This is a genomic window from Roseateles sp. GW821-FHT09G03, from assembly GCF_059416045.1.
Genome location: NZ_JBWKOK010000011.1, coordinates 57,227 through 71,479 on the forward strand (window position 1 = coordinate 57,227; position 14,253 = coordinate 71,479).

The 14,253-nt window shown below is 66.6% G+C and carries 18 protein-coding genes; 11 read left to right on the top strand and 7 right to left on the bottom strand.

The genetic code is table 11. The features are described 5' to 3' along the window. The first annotated feature begins 103 nt into the window (after positions 1 to 103). Positions 104 to 607 (top strand): Panacea domain-containing protein, encoded by a 504-nt coding sequence (locus tag AC07OZ_RS27965; protein ID WP_495470287.1) that lies wholly within the window; start codon positions 104 to 106, stop codon positions 605 to 607. Then, positions 576 to 1,379 (top strand): hypothetical protein, encoded by an 804-nt coding sequence (locus AC07OZ_RS27970; protein WP_495470288.1) that lies wholly within the window; start codon positions 576 to 578, stop codon positions 1,377 to 1,379. Before AC07OZ_RS27965 ends, AC07OZ_RS27970 begins: the two co-directional genes overlap by 32 nt. A 39-nt stretch (positions 1,380 to 1,418) precedes the next feature. On the opposite strand, the gene AC07OZ_RS27975 is transcribed toward AC07OZ_RS27970, so the two are convergent. The 4 genes from AC07OZ_RS27975 to AC07OZ_RS27990 form a co-directional block, all read right to left on the bottom strand. After that, positions 1,419 to 1,982, bottom strand: coding sequence for a histidine phosphatase family protein (locus AC07OZ_RS27975; RefSeq protein WP_495470289.1), 564 nt, complete (start codon positions 1,980 to 1,982; stop codon positions 1,419 to 1,421). Positions 1,983 to 1,984: 2 nt separating this feature from the next. Then, positions 1,985 to 2,779 carry an adenosylcobinamide-GDP ribazoletransferase gene (locus AC07OZ_RS27980; RefSeq protein ID WP_495470290.1) on the bottom strand — a complete coding sequence of 265 codons (795 nt, stop codon included), beginning with the start codon at positions 2,777 to 2,779 and terminating at the stop codon, positions 1,985 to 1,987. Positions 2,780 to 2,927: 148 nt separating this feature from the next. Then, positions 2,928 to 3,887 carry a DUF3369 domain-containing protein gene (locus AC07OZ_RS27985; protein WP_495470291.1) on the bottom strand — a complete coding sequence of 320 codons (960 nt, stop codon included), beginning with the start codon at positions 3,885 to 3,887 and terminating at the stop codon, positions 2,928 to 2,930. A gap of 131 nt (positions 3,888 to 4,018) precedes the next feature. Further along, entirely contained in the window at positions 4,019 to 5,041 is a 1,023-nt protein-coding gene (locus AC07OZ_RS27990) for a diguanylate cyclase domain-containing protein (RefSeq protein ID WP_495470292.1), read from the bottom strand. 231 nt (positions 5,042 to 5,272) lie between these two features. Between AC07OZ_RS27990 and AC07OZ_RS27995 the strand changes: the two genes are divergently transcribed. The 7 genes from AC07OZ_RS27995 to AC07OZ_RS28025 all read left to right on the top strand — a co-directional run bounded on the left by AC07OZ_RS27995 (position 5,273) and on the right by AC07OZ_RS28025 (position 10,996). Next, a complete protein-coding gene (locus tag AC07OZ_RS27995; protein WP_495470293.1) occupies positions 5,273 to 6,607 on the top strand; it encodes an MFS transporter in 1,335 nt (444 codons plus the stop codon). Positions 6,608 to 6,757: 150 nt separating this feature from the next. Beyond that, positions 6,758 to 7,675: an amino acid ABC transporter substrate-binding protein gene (locus AC07OZ_RS28000; protein WP_495470294.1), complete on the top strand. Its 918-nt coding sequence runs from the start codon at positions 6,758 to 6,760 to the stop codon at positions 7,673 to 7,675. A 183-nt stretch (positions 7,676 to 7,858) separates the two neighbouring features. Then, positions 7,859 to 9,163 (top strand): hypothetical protein, encoded by a 1,305-nt coding sequence (locus AC07OZ_RS28005; protein ID WP_495470295.1) that lies wholly within the window; start codon positions 7,859 to 7,861, stop codon positions 9,161 to 9,163. 7 nt (positions 9,164 to 9,170) lie between these two features. After that, on the top strand, positions 9,171 to 9,653 hold the full coding sequence (locus AC07OZ_RS28010; protein ID WP_495470296.1) for a hypothetical protein: 483 nt from the start codon (positions 9,171 to 9,173) through the stop codon (positions 9,651 to 9,653). Between the two features lie 21 nt (positions 9,654 to 9,674). Further along, complete coding sequence (locus tag AC07OZ_RS28015; RefSeq protein ID WP_495470297.1) at positions 9,675 to 9,923, top strand: hypothetical protein; 249 nt, start codon at positions 9,675 to 9,677, stop codon at positions 9,921 to 9,923. Positions 9,924 to 9,944: 21 nt separating this feature from the next. Then, positions 9,945 to 10,481: a hypothetical protein gene (locus tag AC07OZ_RS28020; RefSeq protein ID WP_495470298.1), complete on the top strand. Its 537-nt coding sequence runs from the start codon at positions 9,945 to 9,947 to the stop codon at positions 10,479 to 10,481. After that, positions 10,481 to 10,996, top strand: coding sequence for a hypothetical protein (locus AC07OZ_RS28025; protein WP_495470299.1), 516 nt, complete (start codon positions 10,481 to 10,483; stop codon positions 10,994 to 10,996). Before AC07OZ_RS28020 ends, AC07OZ_RS28025 begins: the two co-directional genes overlap by 1 nt. A gap of 40 nt (positions 10,997 to 11,036) precedes the next feature. Here the strand turns inward: AC07OZ_RS28025 and AC07OZ_RS28030 are convergent, their stop codons facing one another. Next, positions 11,037 to 11,174: a hypothetical protein gene (locus AC07OZ_RS28030; protein ID WP_495470300.1), complete on the bottom strand. Its 138-nt coding sequence runs from the start codon at positions 11,172 to 11,174 to the stop codon at positions 11,037 to 11,039. A 396-nt stretch (positions 11,175 to 11,570) separates the two neighbouring features. Here AC07OZ_RS28030 and AC07OZ_RS28035 point away from each other — a divergent pair, with 396 nt between their 5' ends. Both AC07OZ_RS28035 and AC07OZ_RS28040 read left to right on the top strand, forming a co-directional pair. Next, entirely contained in the window at positions 11,571 to 11,846 is a 276-nt protein-coding gene (locus AC07OZ_RS28035; RefSeq protein ID WP_495470301.1) for a hypothetical protein, read from the top strand. A 28-nt stretch (positions 11,847 to 11,874) separates the two neighbouring features. Next, complete coding sequence (locus tag AC07OZ_RS28040; RefSeq protein ID WP_495470302.1) at positions 11,875 to 12,351, top strand: DUF6714 family protein; 477 nt, start codon at positions 11,875 to 11,877, stop codon at positions 12,349 to 12,351. On the opposite strand, the gene AC07OZ_RS28045 is transcribed toward AC07OZ_RS28040, so the two are convergent. Beyond that, a complete protein-coding gene (locus AC07OZ_RS28045; protein WP_495470303.1) occupies positions 12,326 to 12,811 on the bottom strand; it encodes a hypothetical protein in 486 nt (161 codons plus the stop codon). The two genes, AC07OZ_RS28040 and AC07OZ_RS28045, sit on opposite strands and share 26 nt — an antisense overlap. Then, entirely contained in the window at positions 12,798 to 14,099 is a 1,302-nt protein-coding gene (locus AC07OZ_RS28050) for a hemolysin family protein (protein ID WP_495470304.1), read from the bottom strand. The genes AC07OZ_RS28045 and AC07OZ_RS28050 overlap by 14 nt, the downstream gene beginning before the upstream one ends. Positions 14,100 to 14,253: the final 154 nt, after the last annotated feature.

The window sequence follows — 14,253 nt, forward strand, 5'->3', positions numbered from 1 at the left end:
GAAGCGCCGGACGCCACGGCGCAAGATCACCGCCTTCTGATTCCGGAACTCGACAGAGCGTCGTGAGACGTGCCGGGATCGCTTCTAAGGAAGGACGGTGGTGATGGCGGATATCAATGACGTCGCAGACTATCTGATCGTGCAGTTGAGCGAAGCGGGCGAGATGCCCAGCGTTCACCGGCTTCACAAGCTGCTCTATTTCATCCAGGGCGGGCATTTGGCGGTGCATGACAGGCCGCTCTTCCCGGAGCCTTTCCAGGCTTGGGTCCATGGTCCGATCTGCCGGCAGCTCTTCGACCGCTTTGCGGCGAGCCGTTCGCTCTATGCGGGCGTTGGCCTGGAGGATGTACGCGACTGCTTCGCGGCCGACGCACTCACGGCTGAGGAGCGCAATCACATCGACAAGGTGATCGATGGATATGGCATCTATCCGACCTTCCAGCTCATGCGCATGTCGAGGGAAGACTCTCCCTGGCTGAAGGCCCGAGGGCGACTGCCCATTGAGGCCCGCTACGAGGCGGAGCTGGACGACGACGAGATGCGCAAGTGCTTCCGGGCACAGATGGAGGAGACCGATGAAGTTCAAGCCCGTCTGTCGGCCGCTTGAACGCGGCTACCGGCCGCCGGATGGTCGCGGGGAAGATGCCGAGACGACGCATCCGTCCATGCGGCGCACGCGCACGTCGAAGAATCCTCCTTGGTCCTTCGGCTTTCGGCTCTTCCGGGAGATTAAGTACTTCGGTTTCGAGTCTGCCGAGATCGACCGGCGTTGGCTCGTCTCGGTACTTCATCGACTGAGCGAGCTCTCCGGTCTCCGTGTCCTCGATGTGATGAACGATCGATCGCTGCGCGAAGGCACCCTGCGGATCCATGACATCGATTGGGCAGCCAAGAGTATCCCGATCCGTCCCGAGGATCTCGATTGGATCGATCAGGATCAACATCGACCAGGCAGCGAGTTCGTCCTATTGCAGATCGCGATATCCAAGGCGGTGGGACGCTTGATCGGCTTCTTCGACGCCGACGAGATATTCCAGATCGTGCTCTTCGATCCCCTGCACAACGCGCAGCCCAGCAAGTACAACGACTACAAGGTCCGCCTGTCCAAGCCGCTCGGCTGCGAGGTGACCGCGCTGCGGCATGAGGTCGCGCAGGTGATGGCGAAGAGCCGGGATCGTGCCTGTGGATGCGAGTCAGACCTCGCCGCGGCGCTGCAATGGCGCCGCGATCAGCGCGGCAGCGCGATCGTGATGCCGGTCGTCGACGGCACGGAGATCGAGGATGCCGACCAACTCATCGCCGAAGGCCGTGTCGGCAGCTACCGAGACATCTTTGCAGCCGGCCTCGTGGCCGTGTTGGAGAGACGTCTCGATAGCTGAGGATGAGGCTGTGGATGGACCCGCCGCGGACGTCGAAACTCAGAGTTCCCAGCGCTCCGAGTAGTCGGGCGGTCGTGGCCATTGATCGGCTCGAGGCGGTCGGTCGGGATGCTGCCGCGTCCACCGCCTCGCCAGCATCCAACCGCCGTGGCTGACGACCAGCGTGCCGCCCGACCACGCCGAGGCGCGTTCGAGCAGGGCCGTCAGCGACTCGCCGCCCTCCGGCGCGTAGCGCGCGAAGTCCGCCACCCAGGCGTCGATCTCGGGCTTCGGAATCTCCGTCCATGGCCGGCCATCCCAGGCACCGAAGTCGATCTCCGCGAGCGACGCATCGATGCGATGCCGCCAGCCCCATCGCTTCAGCCATCGTCCGACATCCGCGCAACGCCGCAGCGGCGAGGTCCACACCTCATGCGGCAGTCGATGTCGTTGCGCGTGAGCCTGGATGCGCCGCGCGAGCCGCTTGGCGCGGCGGCGCTCCACCGGCAGGTCGCAGCGCGCGCCGACGCACAAGCCCTTCGCGCCCTCGGGTCGCGGATGTCTCCAGACAGTGACCTGGATGCTGGCATTGATGCCAGCGCTGGCACCGGCACTGACGTGCATGCTCAATCCACCGGGAACAGCGGCGCCATCGCCAGGAACGCCAGCAGCGCGCCCAGCTCGACCACCTGCTGCGTCGCGCCCAGCGTGTCGCCGGTGTAGCCGTGCAGCCGACGCTCCAGCATCGATTGCATGTAGAAGGTCAGCCCGGCGGAGACCACGACCGCCGCCAGCATCTCCGGCACGTTCTCCGGTGTGATCCACGCGCCGGCGATCGTCGCGAGCACCACCAACGCCAGCGCGATGGCAAGACCTGGCCCGCTGATCTGCGTCGCCAGCGGCTTGGCTTTCGCGTGCTCGGCGTCGCCGGCGTAGGGCAGCGCGTGCAGCAGCCACACGGGCGCCGCGCGCGAGGCCACATGTGCCCACACGAGCGCGAGCATCGCCAGCGCTGGGTCGATGTCCGCAAGTCCCAGCAGCACCGTCGCCTTCAGTCCGAGCACGAGGATCAGTCCCAGCGCGCCGTAGCTGCCGATGCGCGAGTCCTTCATGATGGTCAGCGCCTTCTCGCGCGAGACTGCGCCTCCCAGCGCGTCGCAGCTGTCGGCCAGTCCGTCCTCATGGAACCCGCCGGTCAGCCACACGCTGGCCGCCATCGCGAGGCCCACGGCGACCGTGGCCGGGAACAGCTGCAGCGCGCCCCACAGCACCAGCGCCGAGACGCCGCCCACCACCGCGCCGACGAGCGGGAAGTAGCGCGCGCACTGCTGCAGCCACGCGGGCTCGAACCCGACCCAGCGCGGCACGGGCACGCGCGTGAAGAACTGCAGGGCGACGAAGAAGAGGCGGACTTGATGCATGGACGCGGAAGGGAAAACCGGCCGCGATGATACGAGCCGCCTGACACGGATCGCTGGGTCCGGAGTCAGCGAGCGCTGGTGGGGCCGGAATGGGGCTTGGGGTCCCTGGAGGGGCGCCCCATGCCCCATGGAGAGCCCGCGCCAGGCCTCACGCCGTCGGACGCTTCCGATCCCGCTCCAGCAGCCCCTCATACGCGATCGCGACATTGGCGCAGAAGATGTCGAGCATCTCGCGCCCTTCGTCGTCGAGCGGATCCGACAACACCATGTACAGAAGGCTCTCGTTGCCCGAATGCGTCCGGTAGTAGCCGATGAACCGCCCGTCCTCGAAGCTGCTCTGCCGCGACGACAGCGCGCGTTCCAGGGCGTCCCGCACGTCGGCGGGCAGGTCCGTGACCTGGGCGTCGGCGAGCAGCCCCTGGTATTCCGAGGTCGCGGCCAGCACCTGCAGCCGGCCCTCCGCGTGCGATGCGGCGTACATGCGGCTCGCGCACAGCCCTTGCGCCTGGTAGCCGAGCATGTGCCCGACCTGCTCCAGCAGCGCCGAGGCGAAGTGGCGCAGGTTGCTCGAGTCGTGGATCTGCGTGATCGCGTCGATCGAGCGCCGCAGCGCCGCGCGCGACTGCGACAGGATGACGATGTCGCGGTACGAGCGCAGCGCCGAGTAGAAGACCGTGATCAGCTTGCGCTTGGTCAGCTCGGTCTTCTCCTTGTAATCGTTGATGTCGTAGGTCTTGATGACGTGTTCTTCGGGCGCCTGGCCCGGCTGCCCGGTGCGCAGCACGATGCGCACCTGGGTGTTGCGCAGTTCCTCGCGGATGAAGCGCGCGACGTCCAGCCCCGCGTGCTCCGACTCCATCACCACGTCGAGCAGGATCAGCGCGATGTCCTGGCGGTCGCGCAGCAGGTCGCGCGCTTCGGCGCCGTTGTAGGCGTTGAGGAACTGCAGCTTGCGCCCTGCGAACTCGAAGTCCGCCATGACCAGCTGGGTCACCTGATGCACCGCCGGATCGTCGTCGACGATCATCACCAGCCACGGAGCGAGCGTGCGGGTCCGGGCATCCTCTCCGGGATCCGGCAGCTCGTCGGCGAACACCATGTCGGTCATCGGTTCCTCCCTGGCTGATTTTTGTCGCGGGCCATTATCAACAGCCGAGGTGACATGGGAAGCCCGACAGGGGGGCCGTGGCGGCCGCAGGTGTGACCCTCGCACGACAAGGGCGGGGAACCGGCGGGATCTCAGCAGGAAGGCTCCAGCGGCATGGGCCCCGTGCGGTCCCTGCCTTGCCGCGTACGCTTGGCCTCGTACATCCGCATGTCGGCGCATTCCATCAGCGCCGTCGCATCGCGCCAGTCCTCCGGACAGCGCGAGGCCCCCATGCTGGCCCGCAGTTGCAGCACGCGGTCCAGGTAGGCGAACGGTCCCTCGATCGCCGCGTGGATGCGTTGCAGCGTGGCCTCCAGCGTCGCCGGCGATCCCGCGTGGGTCAGCAGGATGGCGAACTCGTCGCCGCCCAGGCGGGCGACGGTGTCCGACTCCCGCGTGGTGCCCGCGAGCCGGCGGCTGAACTCGATCAGCGCCGCGTCGCCGGCCGCGTGGCCGAGCGTGTCGTTGATGTGCTTGAGCCCGTCCATGTCCAGCAGCACGATGGCGATGGGCGGATCGCCGCGTTCCACCTCCGCGGTGGCGTGGCGCAGCCGATCCATGAACAGCGAGCGGTTGGCCAGCCCGGTCATGTCGTCGTGGGTGGCGCGGTGGAACAGGTCGTCGCGGCCGTAGCGCGTGGCCCAGTACATCGCGGCGCCCAGCACCTTGGACATCAGGGTCAGCACCTCCACCTCGCGATTGCCGAAGTTGCGCACGCGGGACGAGAAGGCCTTGAGCACGCCGACCGGCGTGCCCTGGTGCGACAGCGGCAGCACGACCATCGAGCGCAGGCCCACGCGCCGGCAGGCCAGGAGGTCGACGCGGCTGTCGGTGTCGACGTCGTCGCAGATCAGCGGGATGCCCTGGCGCAGGCAGGTGCCGGAGAGGCTGCCGTCGCGTCGCACGCGCACGCCGAGCTGATGGCTGGCGGCGCCGGCGACGGCGCGGTAGACGAGGTCGTCGCCCTCGGCCAGCTCGATGGCGGCGCCGTCGGCGTCGACGAGCTCCAGCGTGCCGTGGACCGACAGCGACATCACGCCGGCCAGGTCCAGCCCGAGCTGGGCGACCTGGCTGTGGATCTCGATGATGCGGAGTAGTGCTTCCCGGCTCGGCATCGACCGCCCCGAAAGAACCGCTCCCTGGCCCGCGCCGGCTCCGCGCGCGCACTGGGTGCGTCGATGCGCGGGATGACCTGCCGTCGTGCCGCCAGTCTAGACCTGGCGCCCGGGCGATTCATCCCCTGTTTCCGGTGACGTTGCGGCGCGGCACCGATGGCCTCGGGGAATCTCCCGATGGGGGCCATGTCTTTACGCTGTGGATACCAGGCATGCGCAGAATCGCGACCCATGCCAGAAAACAATCCGACCCCGGCTGCCGACGCAGCCTCCGCAGGCGCCCAGCCCGCGAACCAAGCGACGGGCGCGCCGGCCGTGCCCGCGGCGATGGTGCCGTTCACCCCCTACCAGAAGCTCGCCGCGGGCCTGATGGCGCTGCTGCAGTTCTCCGTCGTCCTGGACTTCATGATCATGTCGCCGCTGGGCGTGATGATCATGCCGGCGCTGAAGATGAGCTCCGGCGAGTTCGGCCTGGCCGTCTCCGCCTATGCGTTCAGCGCCGGCATCGCCGGGCTGCTGACGGCGGGCTTCGCCGACCGCTTCGACCGCAAGCGGCTGCTGCTGTTCTTCTTCTGCGGCTTCCTGCTGGGCACGCTGTGGTGCGGGCTGGCGACGAGCTTCCCCTCGCTGCTGGCCGCGCGCATCGTCACCGGCCTGTTCGGCGGCGTCATCGGCTCCATCGTCATGGCGATCACCGCGGACCTCTTCCCGCCGGCGCAGCGCGGCCGCGTGATGGGCCTGCTGCAGGGCGGATTCGCGGCCAGCCAGGTGCTGGGGCTGCCGTTCTCGATCTTCCTGGCCTCGCGTTTCGACTGGCATGCGCCGTTCATCGCGATCGTGCTGTTCGGGCTGCTCGCGGCGCTGGTGATCGCCTTCAAGCTGCAGCCGGTGAACGCGCACCTGGGCGCGGCCGGCACCGGCCAGCACAGCGCGGCGCGGCACCTGCTGCAGACGGTGCGCATCCCTCGCCAGCAGCTGGCCTTCGCGCTGACCGCGCTGCTGACCACCGGCGGCTTCATGCTGATGCCCTTCGCCAGCGCCTTCGTCGTGCACAACGTCGGCATCCCGCTGGACCACCTGCCGATCATCTACCTGATCACCGGCATCTGCACGCTGGTGTTCTCGCCGCTGATCGGCCGCCTGTCCGACCGCATCGGCGCGATGCCCGTGTTCTACGCGGGCTGCGCGATCACCATCGCGACGGTCGCGTTCTACACGCACCTCGGCGCGTCGCCGCTGTGGGTGCTGATCGTGGTCAACGTCGTGATGTTCGTGGGCATCTTCTCGCGGATGATCCCGGCCCAGGTCACGCTCGCCGGGGTGCCCGCGCCGGAGCAGCGCGGTTCGTTCAACGCGATCAACTCGGCGCTGCAGCAGCTCGCCGGCGGACTGGCCTCGCTGGTGGCCGGGCACATCGTGCACATCGGGCCGGACGGCCACGTGAACGACTTCCCCTACGTGGGGTATGTCGTCATCGCGTCGACGCTGGTCGCGGCGCTGCTGATGCGCCAGCTCGTGCGGGGCCGGCCGGCAGGCGGCGTTCCCGCCGCGGTCAAGGCGGGCTGAGGCGGTTCGTCGATCCGTGAGGAAAGTCACGGACTGGCCCGCCTTCTTGCGGAACCGTCTAGAGTCGGCCCTCGAGCGGGGGGCATTGGTTACAAGTGTGGAACATCCGCTCCCTAGAATTCAGGGTTTTCACCGACCCGGAATTCGACCATGTCCTTCGCGATCCGGCGCCTGAGCGGCGCTCTCGTCCTGTCCGCCGTGGTGTTGACCGCGCTGTCGGCCCGCGCCGCCGGCCCCGCCGTCGACACGATGGCCCGCATCAAGGATTCCAAGACGATCACGCTGGGCGTGCGCGAGGCGTCGCGGCCGTTCTCGTTCGTCAACGAGCAGAAGCAGGGCCAGGGCTACTCGGTGGACCTGTGCCTGCAGGCCGTCGAAGAGATCAAGAAGGAACTGAAGCTCCCCGAGCTGAAGGTCAACTACGTGGTCGTGTCCGGCGCGGACCGGATCCCGAAGCTGCAGAAGGGCGACATCGACCTGGAGTGCGGCTCGACGACCAACACCAAGGCGCGCCAGGAGCAGGTCGACTTCAGCTACACGATCTTCGTCGCGGGCATGCGCGTGCTGATCCCGAGCGGTTCCAAGGTCGACACGATCAAGGACCTGGACGGCATGACGATCGCGCTGGCCAAGGGCACGACGTCGGAGAAGCTGTTCACGCAGCTGAACACGTCGGGCGAGGCCAAGATGCAGCTGGTCCAGTACCCCAACAACACCGATGCCTTCAAGGCGCTGCGCGAGGGCAAGGCCCGCGCGTTCGCGCAGGACGATGCGCTGCTGCTGGGCCTGGCGTCCAAGGACAAGGCGCTGGACAGCCTGAGCCTGGGCCAGATGGCGTTCTCGGTGGAACCCTACGGGATCATGATGCGCAAGGGCGACGCCAAGCTGGCGGCGGCCGTCGACCGCGCGCTGAGCCGCGTCTACAGCAGCGGCGAGATCGAGCAGCTCTACAACAAGTGGTTCCAGACCGCCGCGCTGTCGATCCCGATGAACCGCCTGACGCGCGACGGCTTCAAGCGTCCGAACCGCGAAGCCGGCGTGGCGATGCTGCTGGGCTACTCGATCTGATCGATCCCTCCGGATCCTGGTGAGCAAGCGGACCTTCGGGTCCGCTTTGCATTGGCGGGTCGGAAACGTGGGCCGGGGGCAAGACCTGGACCCGCGTGGCCCGGTCGGACTCCCTAGCCCTTGGGGGACGCATCGGAGCGCATCGCCGGGACACTGCGCGCTTCCCGTTTCTGCAGGAAGTCCATGCGCTCTCCCGACATCGTCCGACGTTGCTCATCATCCCTGGGTCGCGCGGCCATCGCCGCCGTGTTGTCGGCGCCGTTCGTGCCCGCGCTTGCGCTCGACGTCCCGTCCGGCTGGACGCAACGCGTGCATGAGGACGGTCTGCTGCTCCAGCCCGCCGATCTTCCGCCGGGCAAGGTGATGCAGCTCTGGGTCGCGCCGCCGGCGGACGCCGGGCGCGACGAGGGGCTCGCCGCGCTCGCGCGCATCAAGGATCCGATGCGCGGACTGGGCGCCGCGGGTCAGCCCGCGTGCAAGCCGCCGCAGCTGCTGCAGGCCGGCGTGGTGCTCCAGAACTGCGTGGCGACCGTGAACGGCGCGCCCATCGAGACGCAGGTCTACATGCGCCCGGCGCGCAACGGCCAGGTCGAATGGCTGCGCATCGCGTTCTCGCAGGACGAGGCGCTGCTGCAGCGCTACGGCGGCGGATTGAAGACGCTGTCGTCGAAGTCGAACGAGCTGTGGCCCGCATTGAAGGCCCTGGCCGGGGATGAACGTCGCCAACGGGAAGCCGCCGAGCGCGCGGCCACGCTGGAACGCCGCGCGGCCGCCGATCGCGCGATCCATGTCGCGCCGGGCAAGGGCGTCGCGGAGCGCGACATCGCCGTCATGCTCTGGACCTGGTACCAGCCCAGCGGCGAGAGCCTGGTGGAGAACCTGCACCTGCTGCTGAAGGATGGCACGGGCTATCGCAACCTCGACCTGCCGCCGGACGAGTTCGACATGGCGGCTGCGCGTCGCTTCCAGCCGGAGCGTGTGATCCAGTGGCGCCGCAACGGCGGCGACTGGCAGATCAAGGATCACGACGACAAGGACTGGCGCACGATCAGCGGCACACCGGCGACGCCGGCCTCGGCGGGCCAGAAGATCCAGGGCACGTTCACGCACTCCTGGTACTCGATCCTGGGCGGCGGCAGCTCGCAGAACCGCTTCCATTTCGAGTCGGACGGCAGCTTCGAGCAGACCGGCAAGTCTGTCTTCGGCACCGGCGCCATGGCCGCGGCCAACGGCGTTGCGGGGATGGCGACCAACACCTACTCGCGGGGCGGCAGCACGACGACCTCGTCGGTCAGCGCCGTCGGTGCCGGGGCGGGCGGCGCGCAGCGGCAACGTCGCAACGGCGGCGACTTCGTCGGCCGCTACCGGCTCGACCGCTGGGCCATGGTCGTCGAGCGCGAGAACGGCGAGCAGGAGCGGGTGCTCTTCGCATTCAATGGGGACAAGCAGCGGGCCGTGTTCATCAAGGACCAGGGCTACTCGAGATAGACCGCCGATGAGCGACGACGTCTTCGCGGGACTGCCGCCGACCGAGCCGGATCGGTGTCTGCGGTCGATGGGCCCGTTCGAGGACGAGCGGGGGAAACATTTCCGGCTCGCCGTCGACTGCACCTTGGCCCGATCGAGCTGGCGGGGGCGAAAGAAGCGCCTGTTGGCGGCGGTGGGAATGCGTCGCGCCGCGGAGCGGATCTCGCTGCACGCGCGCGTTGACATCGAGCTGTTCGCGATTCAGCCCATTCACGGCGACCTCCTCGATCGCGACGGCGTTCCTCGCGAGGGTCTCTTCGTCGCGAGGTCGCCACGCGTGCTCGATCTCCAACTGAACGTCACGCTCGGTCAGGGCATTCAGTACTACCTCCTCACGCTGGTCACCGATGTGGGGCGTGCGGAGTTTCCGTCGTTCGATGCCATCGTGCGGTGGCGCTACGGTCTGGCGAATAGCGACGAGAAGTCGCGCCCGCAACACCTGGCCCCGTGACAACAAGTTGATACTCGGTCGATGCCTTCACCCCTCGAATCTGCGGCGATCGTCGCCTTCTTTCTCCTCTACTTCGTCTGTCTGGTATTCGCGGTGGCAACACGAAAGCGTCTCTGGCGGATAGGGCTCTACGGATTGGGCATGATGCCGGCGGTCGTCTCTGTCATCCGCATCGGACTTGGAATGGACACGTTGTTGACGGCGGGCATCTTCGTCGCGCTGACCGCGCTCCTGCTCTATGCAGGGGCAAAGGAATGGGGTGACGGGTAACCCATGCTGGCGAAAAGGACCATGAAGCGATTTTTCGGTAGCAGATCTCTCCAGTTGGTAGTCCTGGCGACTGCGCTTTTTGCGGGGGGCGCTTGCACGCCGATGCAATCCATTGACTACGAGCAGGTCCTCGTCGGATTCAACGGCCCGCCCAGCGCAAGAAGCTACGTCTATCGAGACCGGGCGTCGTTGGAGCAGTCCTGGGTCAAGCGTTCAATTTCCAGCCAGGAATTCGATCGACCGATCTCGAAGGTGGACTTCCGAAATCAATCGGTGCTGGCCTTCGCGGTAGGTGAGAGGACCAGGATCAGCGGGGTCGTCACCATTGATCGCGTCAGTCTATACATGGGCGGAACGACGCCGCCGCCGATGAATGTCTCGGTCAGTGTGGGCATCGTGGAGAGTGGATGCGGCCAAGCTGACGCTGTGTCGTATCCGTTCGCGGTGGCAGTGTTCAAGACCCCCGAGGACTTTGCGGCGAATGCCGGGATGGACCTGGGGAACTTCCTCGACGGTTGCAAGGTGCAGAAAACGGGAAAGCCAGCGGCTGAAACGTGATGGATCAGCCGATCGGTCATGCAACTGAGATGTGGATGGATCTTCTGCTGTTCTGCTTGGCGATATTGACGGCGTTGGTGGAGGGCGCGGTTCAGCATTTCTGGCTGCCTGCCTACTTCAAGTTCGGCGTGCCGATCTTCATCGCGCGCATCCCGGAGGGTCTGGACGATGCGAGCGGGCATTCCAGGCCCTTGACTCACCAGTCGGAGAGCGGCGGCAAGGTGCTGATCAGGCAGCGCCGGTATGGGATTTCCAGAGATGCCTGGTTCCACGGTGTTGCGACCCCCGTGGATGCCGCTGCAGGTGCTCCGCCGACATGCACCTTGTTTGTCGACTGGTACGTGCTCTTCTTTGGCGCCTTTCTTTCGTCTGTGTTCATCGGCGCCAGCGTCGCTTCCGTGATCGCGGGCGCGGTACTCGCCACGTTGATCTGCGCGATGGTGCTCAATGGGAGGCGCGACCAGATCCTCAAGGAGTGTGCAAGTGCGCTCACGTTCCCTTCGCGCAATCCCTGATCAACAGATCCACCAGCAGTTTCGCTTGCGTCGCATAGGTTCACTTGTCCGTCTTGAGTAGCGTCGCGATGGGCTGCGTGGCATCGATCGAGCGGTCGATCAACGCGATGTCATGGGTCTTCGTCGCGTTGTCGAAGACGACCTCCACGTCCATCGACCGCTTCAGTGTCACCGCCACGCGCCGCTTGTCCTTCCCGCTCCCTTGCTCGATCTCCAGCGCCACCCGTCGCTTAGCGCATAGCGCCAGCGCGGACCAGGCGAGTCGTGGCCGACGACGTTGAGCTCGGCGACGCGTTCCGCGTTGTTCATATCGAAGGGACTGACCTGCGGTCGGTCCTCGCCTTTGCATGTTCACTGGCCGACGCATTGCAGCGACAGCCGTCGGCACTCTGACTGGCGCGGTCAGCGCGCTCGTTCCAGGTGGCGGATACTCTGGTGAGCGCGGCGGCTTTGCAAACCGGAGGATTGGCTGGAGCCGGAGTCGGCCTGGGCCTCAATCTGGTGCTACCGGGTTCGAGGGGGGCTTGAAAGGCGCCGAGATCGTCGACCCTTCGTCTTGCGGGTGCAAACCGAATTGATCGAGTTCACTTTCCTGATCTTGAGTGTCCTTGTCGGTTGGCTAATGGGCCGCGCGATGAGGGCGCTGAGCCGCGCGCGATCCACCGGGCAGTCCGGCTTGAAGGAATGGATGGTCTACATCGGATCGCTCGCGTTCCTGATCTTGCTCGCCAATGTGTTGGGACGCGGATCCTTGCTAGACGAACTTCCGGAAGCCGTCGTGGCGATTGCCGGTGTCCTGGTGTTGGCCGTGGCGCTCCGGACCTCCAGAATCTTCCAGCGTCACGACTAGAGAATCCTGGTCAATTCATGGTTCAGGGATGCAAATTGATCAAGTGCAGCAGGCCTTTGCGCATCGAACAAGGCCGACGAAACTCTTCCATTCGACAGAACTGACTGAGGATGAGGCGGTCGGCATCGCCGCTGTTGGCGGATACAGGTGGCAAGACCTGACGCTCGATATGCTGGAACGGCATCCGGACGCGATCAATCTGATGTCGCCGGAGGCATTTCTCTACTACCTGCCTGGCGTCATCCTGGCCACTGTTGCGGAGGGTTCCGGAAATGCTGTTGCAGCAATGTCGGTGGTTTTCATGCTGGATCGAACGCCAGACCGGGAACTGTGGGACTCGCATTTCCTTGCGCGCTGGCCTCTCCTGACTTCGAACGAGGTGTCGGTCGTCGCGGACTGGATCGTCTGGCTGGAGAAATCAGGGGACTTCTCCTTGGATGAGACAAGCCTGATCAGAGCTTTTGAAAACCTCGACCTGCTCAAGGAACGTGCGGAGGCCCGGTAGGGTGCGGTATGGCATTGCCCGAATGGCAGTCTCGAATCAACAAATCCACCAGCAGGCTCCCCTGCGTCGCATAGGTCCACTTGTCCGTCTTGAGCAGCGTGGCGACGGGCTGCGTGGCATCGACCGACCGATCGATCAACGCCACGTCATAGGTCTTCGTCGCATCGTCGAAGACCACCTCCGCATCCATCGAGCGCTTGAGCGTCACCGCCACGCGCTGCTTGTCCTTTCCGCTCCCTTGCTCGACCTCCAGCGCGCACCCGTCGCGCAGCGCATAGCGCCAGCGCGGGCCGGGTGAGTCGCGGCCGACGACGTTGAGCTCGGCGACGCGTTCGGCGTTGTTCATATCGAAGGGACTGACCAGCGGTCGGTCCTCGCCGGGGTAGCCCTCCGAGCACGACACGAGCAGCGCCGCGAACGCGAGCACGAGCAACACGCGCGCGCCGTCAAGCCACGACATCGCCGACCTCCACGACCCGCGACGCCAGCACCTTGTCGATCGTCTTGCCGTCCATGTCGACGATCTCGAAGCGCCAGCCTTCCCACTCCACCGTGTCCGCCTCGCGCGGCAACCGGCCGGTGAGCAGCATCATCATCCCGCTCAGCGTGTGATACCGGCCGCGCTCCTCTTCCGGCACTTCATCGAGGCCCAGGCTGTCCTTCAGCTCCGGCACCGGGATGTGGCCGTCGAGCAGCCACGAGCCGTCCTCGCGCTTCACCGCCCACGCGGACGCCGGATCGCGCGGCTGGAACTCGCCGGTGATCGCCTCGACCAGGTCGTGCAGCGTGACCAGACCCTGCACTTCGCCGTATTCATCGATGACAAAGGCCATGTGCACCGCCGACAGGCGGAAGTTGGCCAGCAGCTCCATGCCGGTCAGCGTCTCCGGCACGTACAGCGCCGGCGCGAGGCGCTCATCCAGTCGCGGCTGGCGCTGTCGCAGCATCTCCGACAGCAGCTGGCGCGCGTTCACGACGCCGACGATGTCGTGCAGCCCGCCGCGCACGACCGGGAACAGCGCGTGGTCCGAGGCCTCGATGCGCGCGAGCGTCGTTTCCATCGGATCGTTCAGGTCCAGGCAGACCACGTCGCGGCGCGACACCATCAACGAGCCGATCTGGCGGTCGTCCAGGCGGAAGACGTTGCGCACCATCGCGTGCTCGTGCGACTCGATGACGCCGGCGCTGGTGCCTTCGGCGAGCACCGCGTGGATCTCCTCCTCGGTCACGTTGAACGTCGCCGACTGCTTCACCCCGAGCAGGCGCAGCAGCGCGTTCGTCGATCCCGACAGCAGGCGCACGAAGGGCTTGGTCGCCACGGCCAGCGCGGCGATCGGGCGCGCGACCAGGCGCGCGACGGCCTCGGGATTGGACTGGCCCAGGCGCTTGGGCACCAGCTCGCCCAGGACGATCGAGAAGTAGGTGATCAGCACGACGACCAGGCCGGTCGCGGCGCCGCTGGCGTATTCCGCCGGCACGCCGTGCGAGGTGATCCAGAGCGCCAGCGGCCCGGCGAGCGCGGCCTCGCCGACGATGCCGTTGAGCACGCCGATCGAGGTGATGCCGATCTGGATGGTCGACAGAAAGCGGGTGGGATCCTCGCCCAGCTTGACGGCCGCGGCAGCGGCGCTGTCGCCGTCGTCGATGAGCTTCTGCAGGCGCGCGCGGCGCGCGGTGACCAGTCCGATCTCGGACATGGCGAACAGGCCGTTGAGCAGGATGAGGAAGAAAAGTAAGGCGATTTCCATGATGGATGAGGAAAGAGCGGCGGCCCGCCGGACCTCGACGACGAGGCACGCGGCGGGGACGACGCCAGCGCACGCGAGCGCGGAATGCGCGGCGCGTGCCGGATGGGAGGGGCAGGGTGGTGGAGGCGGCGAAGCGCCTCGGCGCGGGCTACAC

Bases quoted from the DNA above. Each gene is read 5' to 3' on its own strand.
- AC07OZ_RS28015 (WP_495470297.1), top strand. From the start codon at position 9,675: ATGCCTTCACCCCTCGAATCTGCGGCGATCGTCGCCTTCTTTCTCCTC.
- AC07OZ_RS28000 (WP_495470294.1), top strand. From the start codon at position 6,758: ATGTCCTTCGCGATCCGGCGCCTGAGCGGCGCTCTCGTCCTGTCCGCC.
- AC07OZ_RS28020 (WP_495470298.1), top strand. From the start codon at position 9,945: ATGAAGCGATTTTTCGGTAGCAGATCTCTCCAGTTGGTAGTCCTGGCG.
- AC07OZ_RS28025 (WP_495470299.1), top strand. From the start codon at position 10,481: ATGGATCAGCCGATCGGTCATGCAACTGAGATGTGGATGGATCTTCTG.
- AC07OZ_RS27990 (WP_495470292.1), bottom strand. From the start codon at position 5,041: ATGCCGAGCCGGGAAGCACTACTCCGCATCATCGAGATCCACAGCCAG.
- AC07OZ_RS28005 (WP_495470295.1), top strand. From the start codon at position 7,859: ATGCGCTCTCCCGACATCGTCCGACGTTGCTCATCATCCCTGGGTCGC.
- AC07OZ_RS27965 (WP_495470287.1), top strand. From the start codon at position 104: ATGGCGGATATCAATGACGTCGCAGACTATCTGATCGTGCAGTTGAGC.
- AC07OZ_RS28050 (WP_495470304.1), bottom strand. From the start codon at position 14,099: ATGGAAATCGCCTTACTTTTCTTCCTCATCCTGCTCAACGGCCTGTTC.
- AC07OZ_RS27995 (WP_495470293.1), top strand. From the start codon at position 5,273: ATGCCAGAAAACAATCCGACCCCGGCTGCCGACGCAGCCTCCGCAGGC.
- AC07OZ_RS28010 (WP_495470296.1), top strand. From the start codon at position 9,171: ATGAGCGACGACGTCTTCGCGGGACTGCCGCCGACCGAGCCGGATCGG.
- AC07OZ_RS27985 (WP_495470291.1), bottom strand. From the start codon at position 3,887: ATGACCGACATGGTGTTCGCCGACGAGCTGCCGGATCCCGGAGAGGAT.
- AC07OZ_RS27980 (WP_495470290.1), bottom strand. From the start codon at position 2,779: ATGCATCAAGTCCGCCTCTTCTTCGTCGCCCTGCAGTTCTTCACGCGC.
- AC07OZ_RS28045 (WP_495470303.1), bottom strand. From the start codon at position 12,811: ATGTCGTGGCTTGACGGCGCGCGCGTGTTGCTCGTGCTCGCGTTCGCG.
- AC07OZ_RS27970 (WP_495470288.1), top strand. From the start codon at position 576: ATGAAGTTCAAGCCCGTCTGTCGGCCGCTTGAACGCGGCTACCGGCCG.
- AC07OZ_RS28040 (WP_495470302.1), top strand. From the start codon at position 11,875: ATGCAAATTGATCAAGTGCAGCAGGCCTTTGCGCATCGAACAAGGCCG.
- AC07OZ_RS27975 (WP_495470289.1), bottom strand. From the start codon at position 1,982: ATGCACGTCAGTGCCGGTGCCAGCGCTGGCATCAATGCCAGCATCCAG.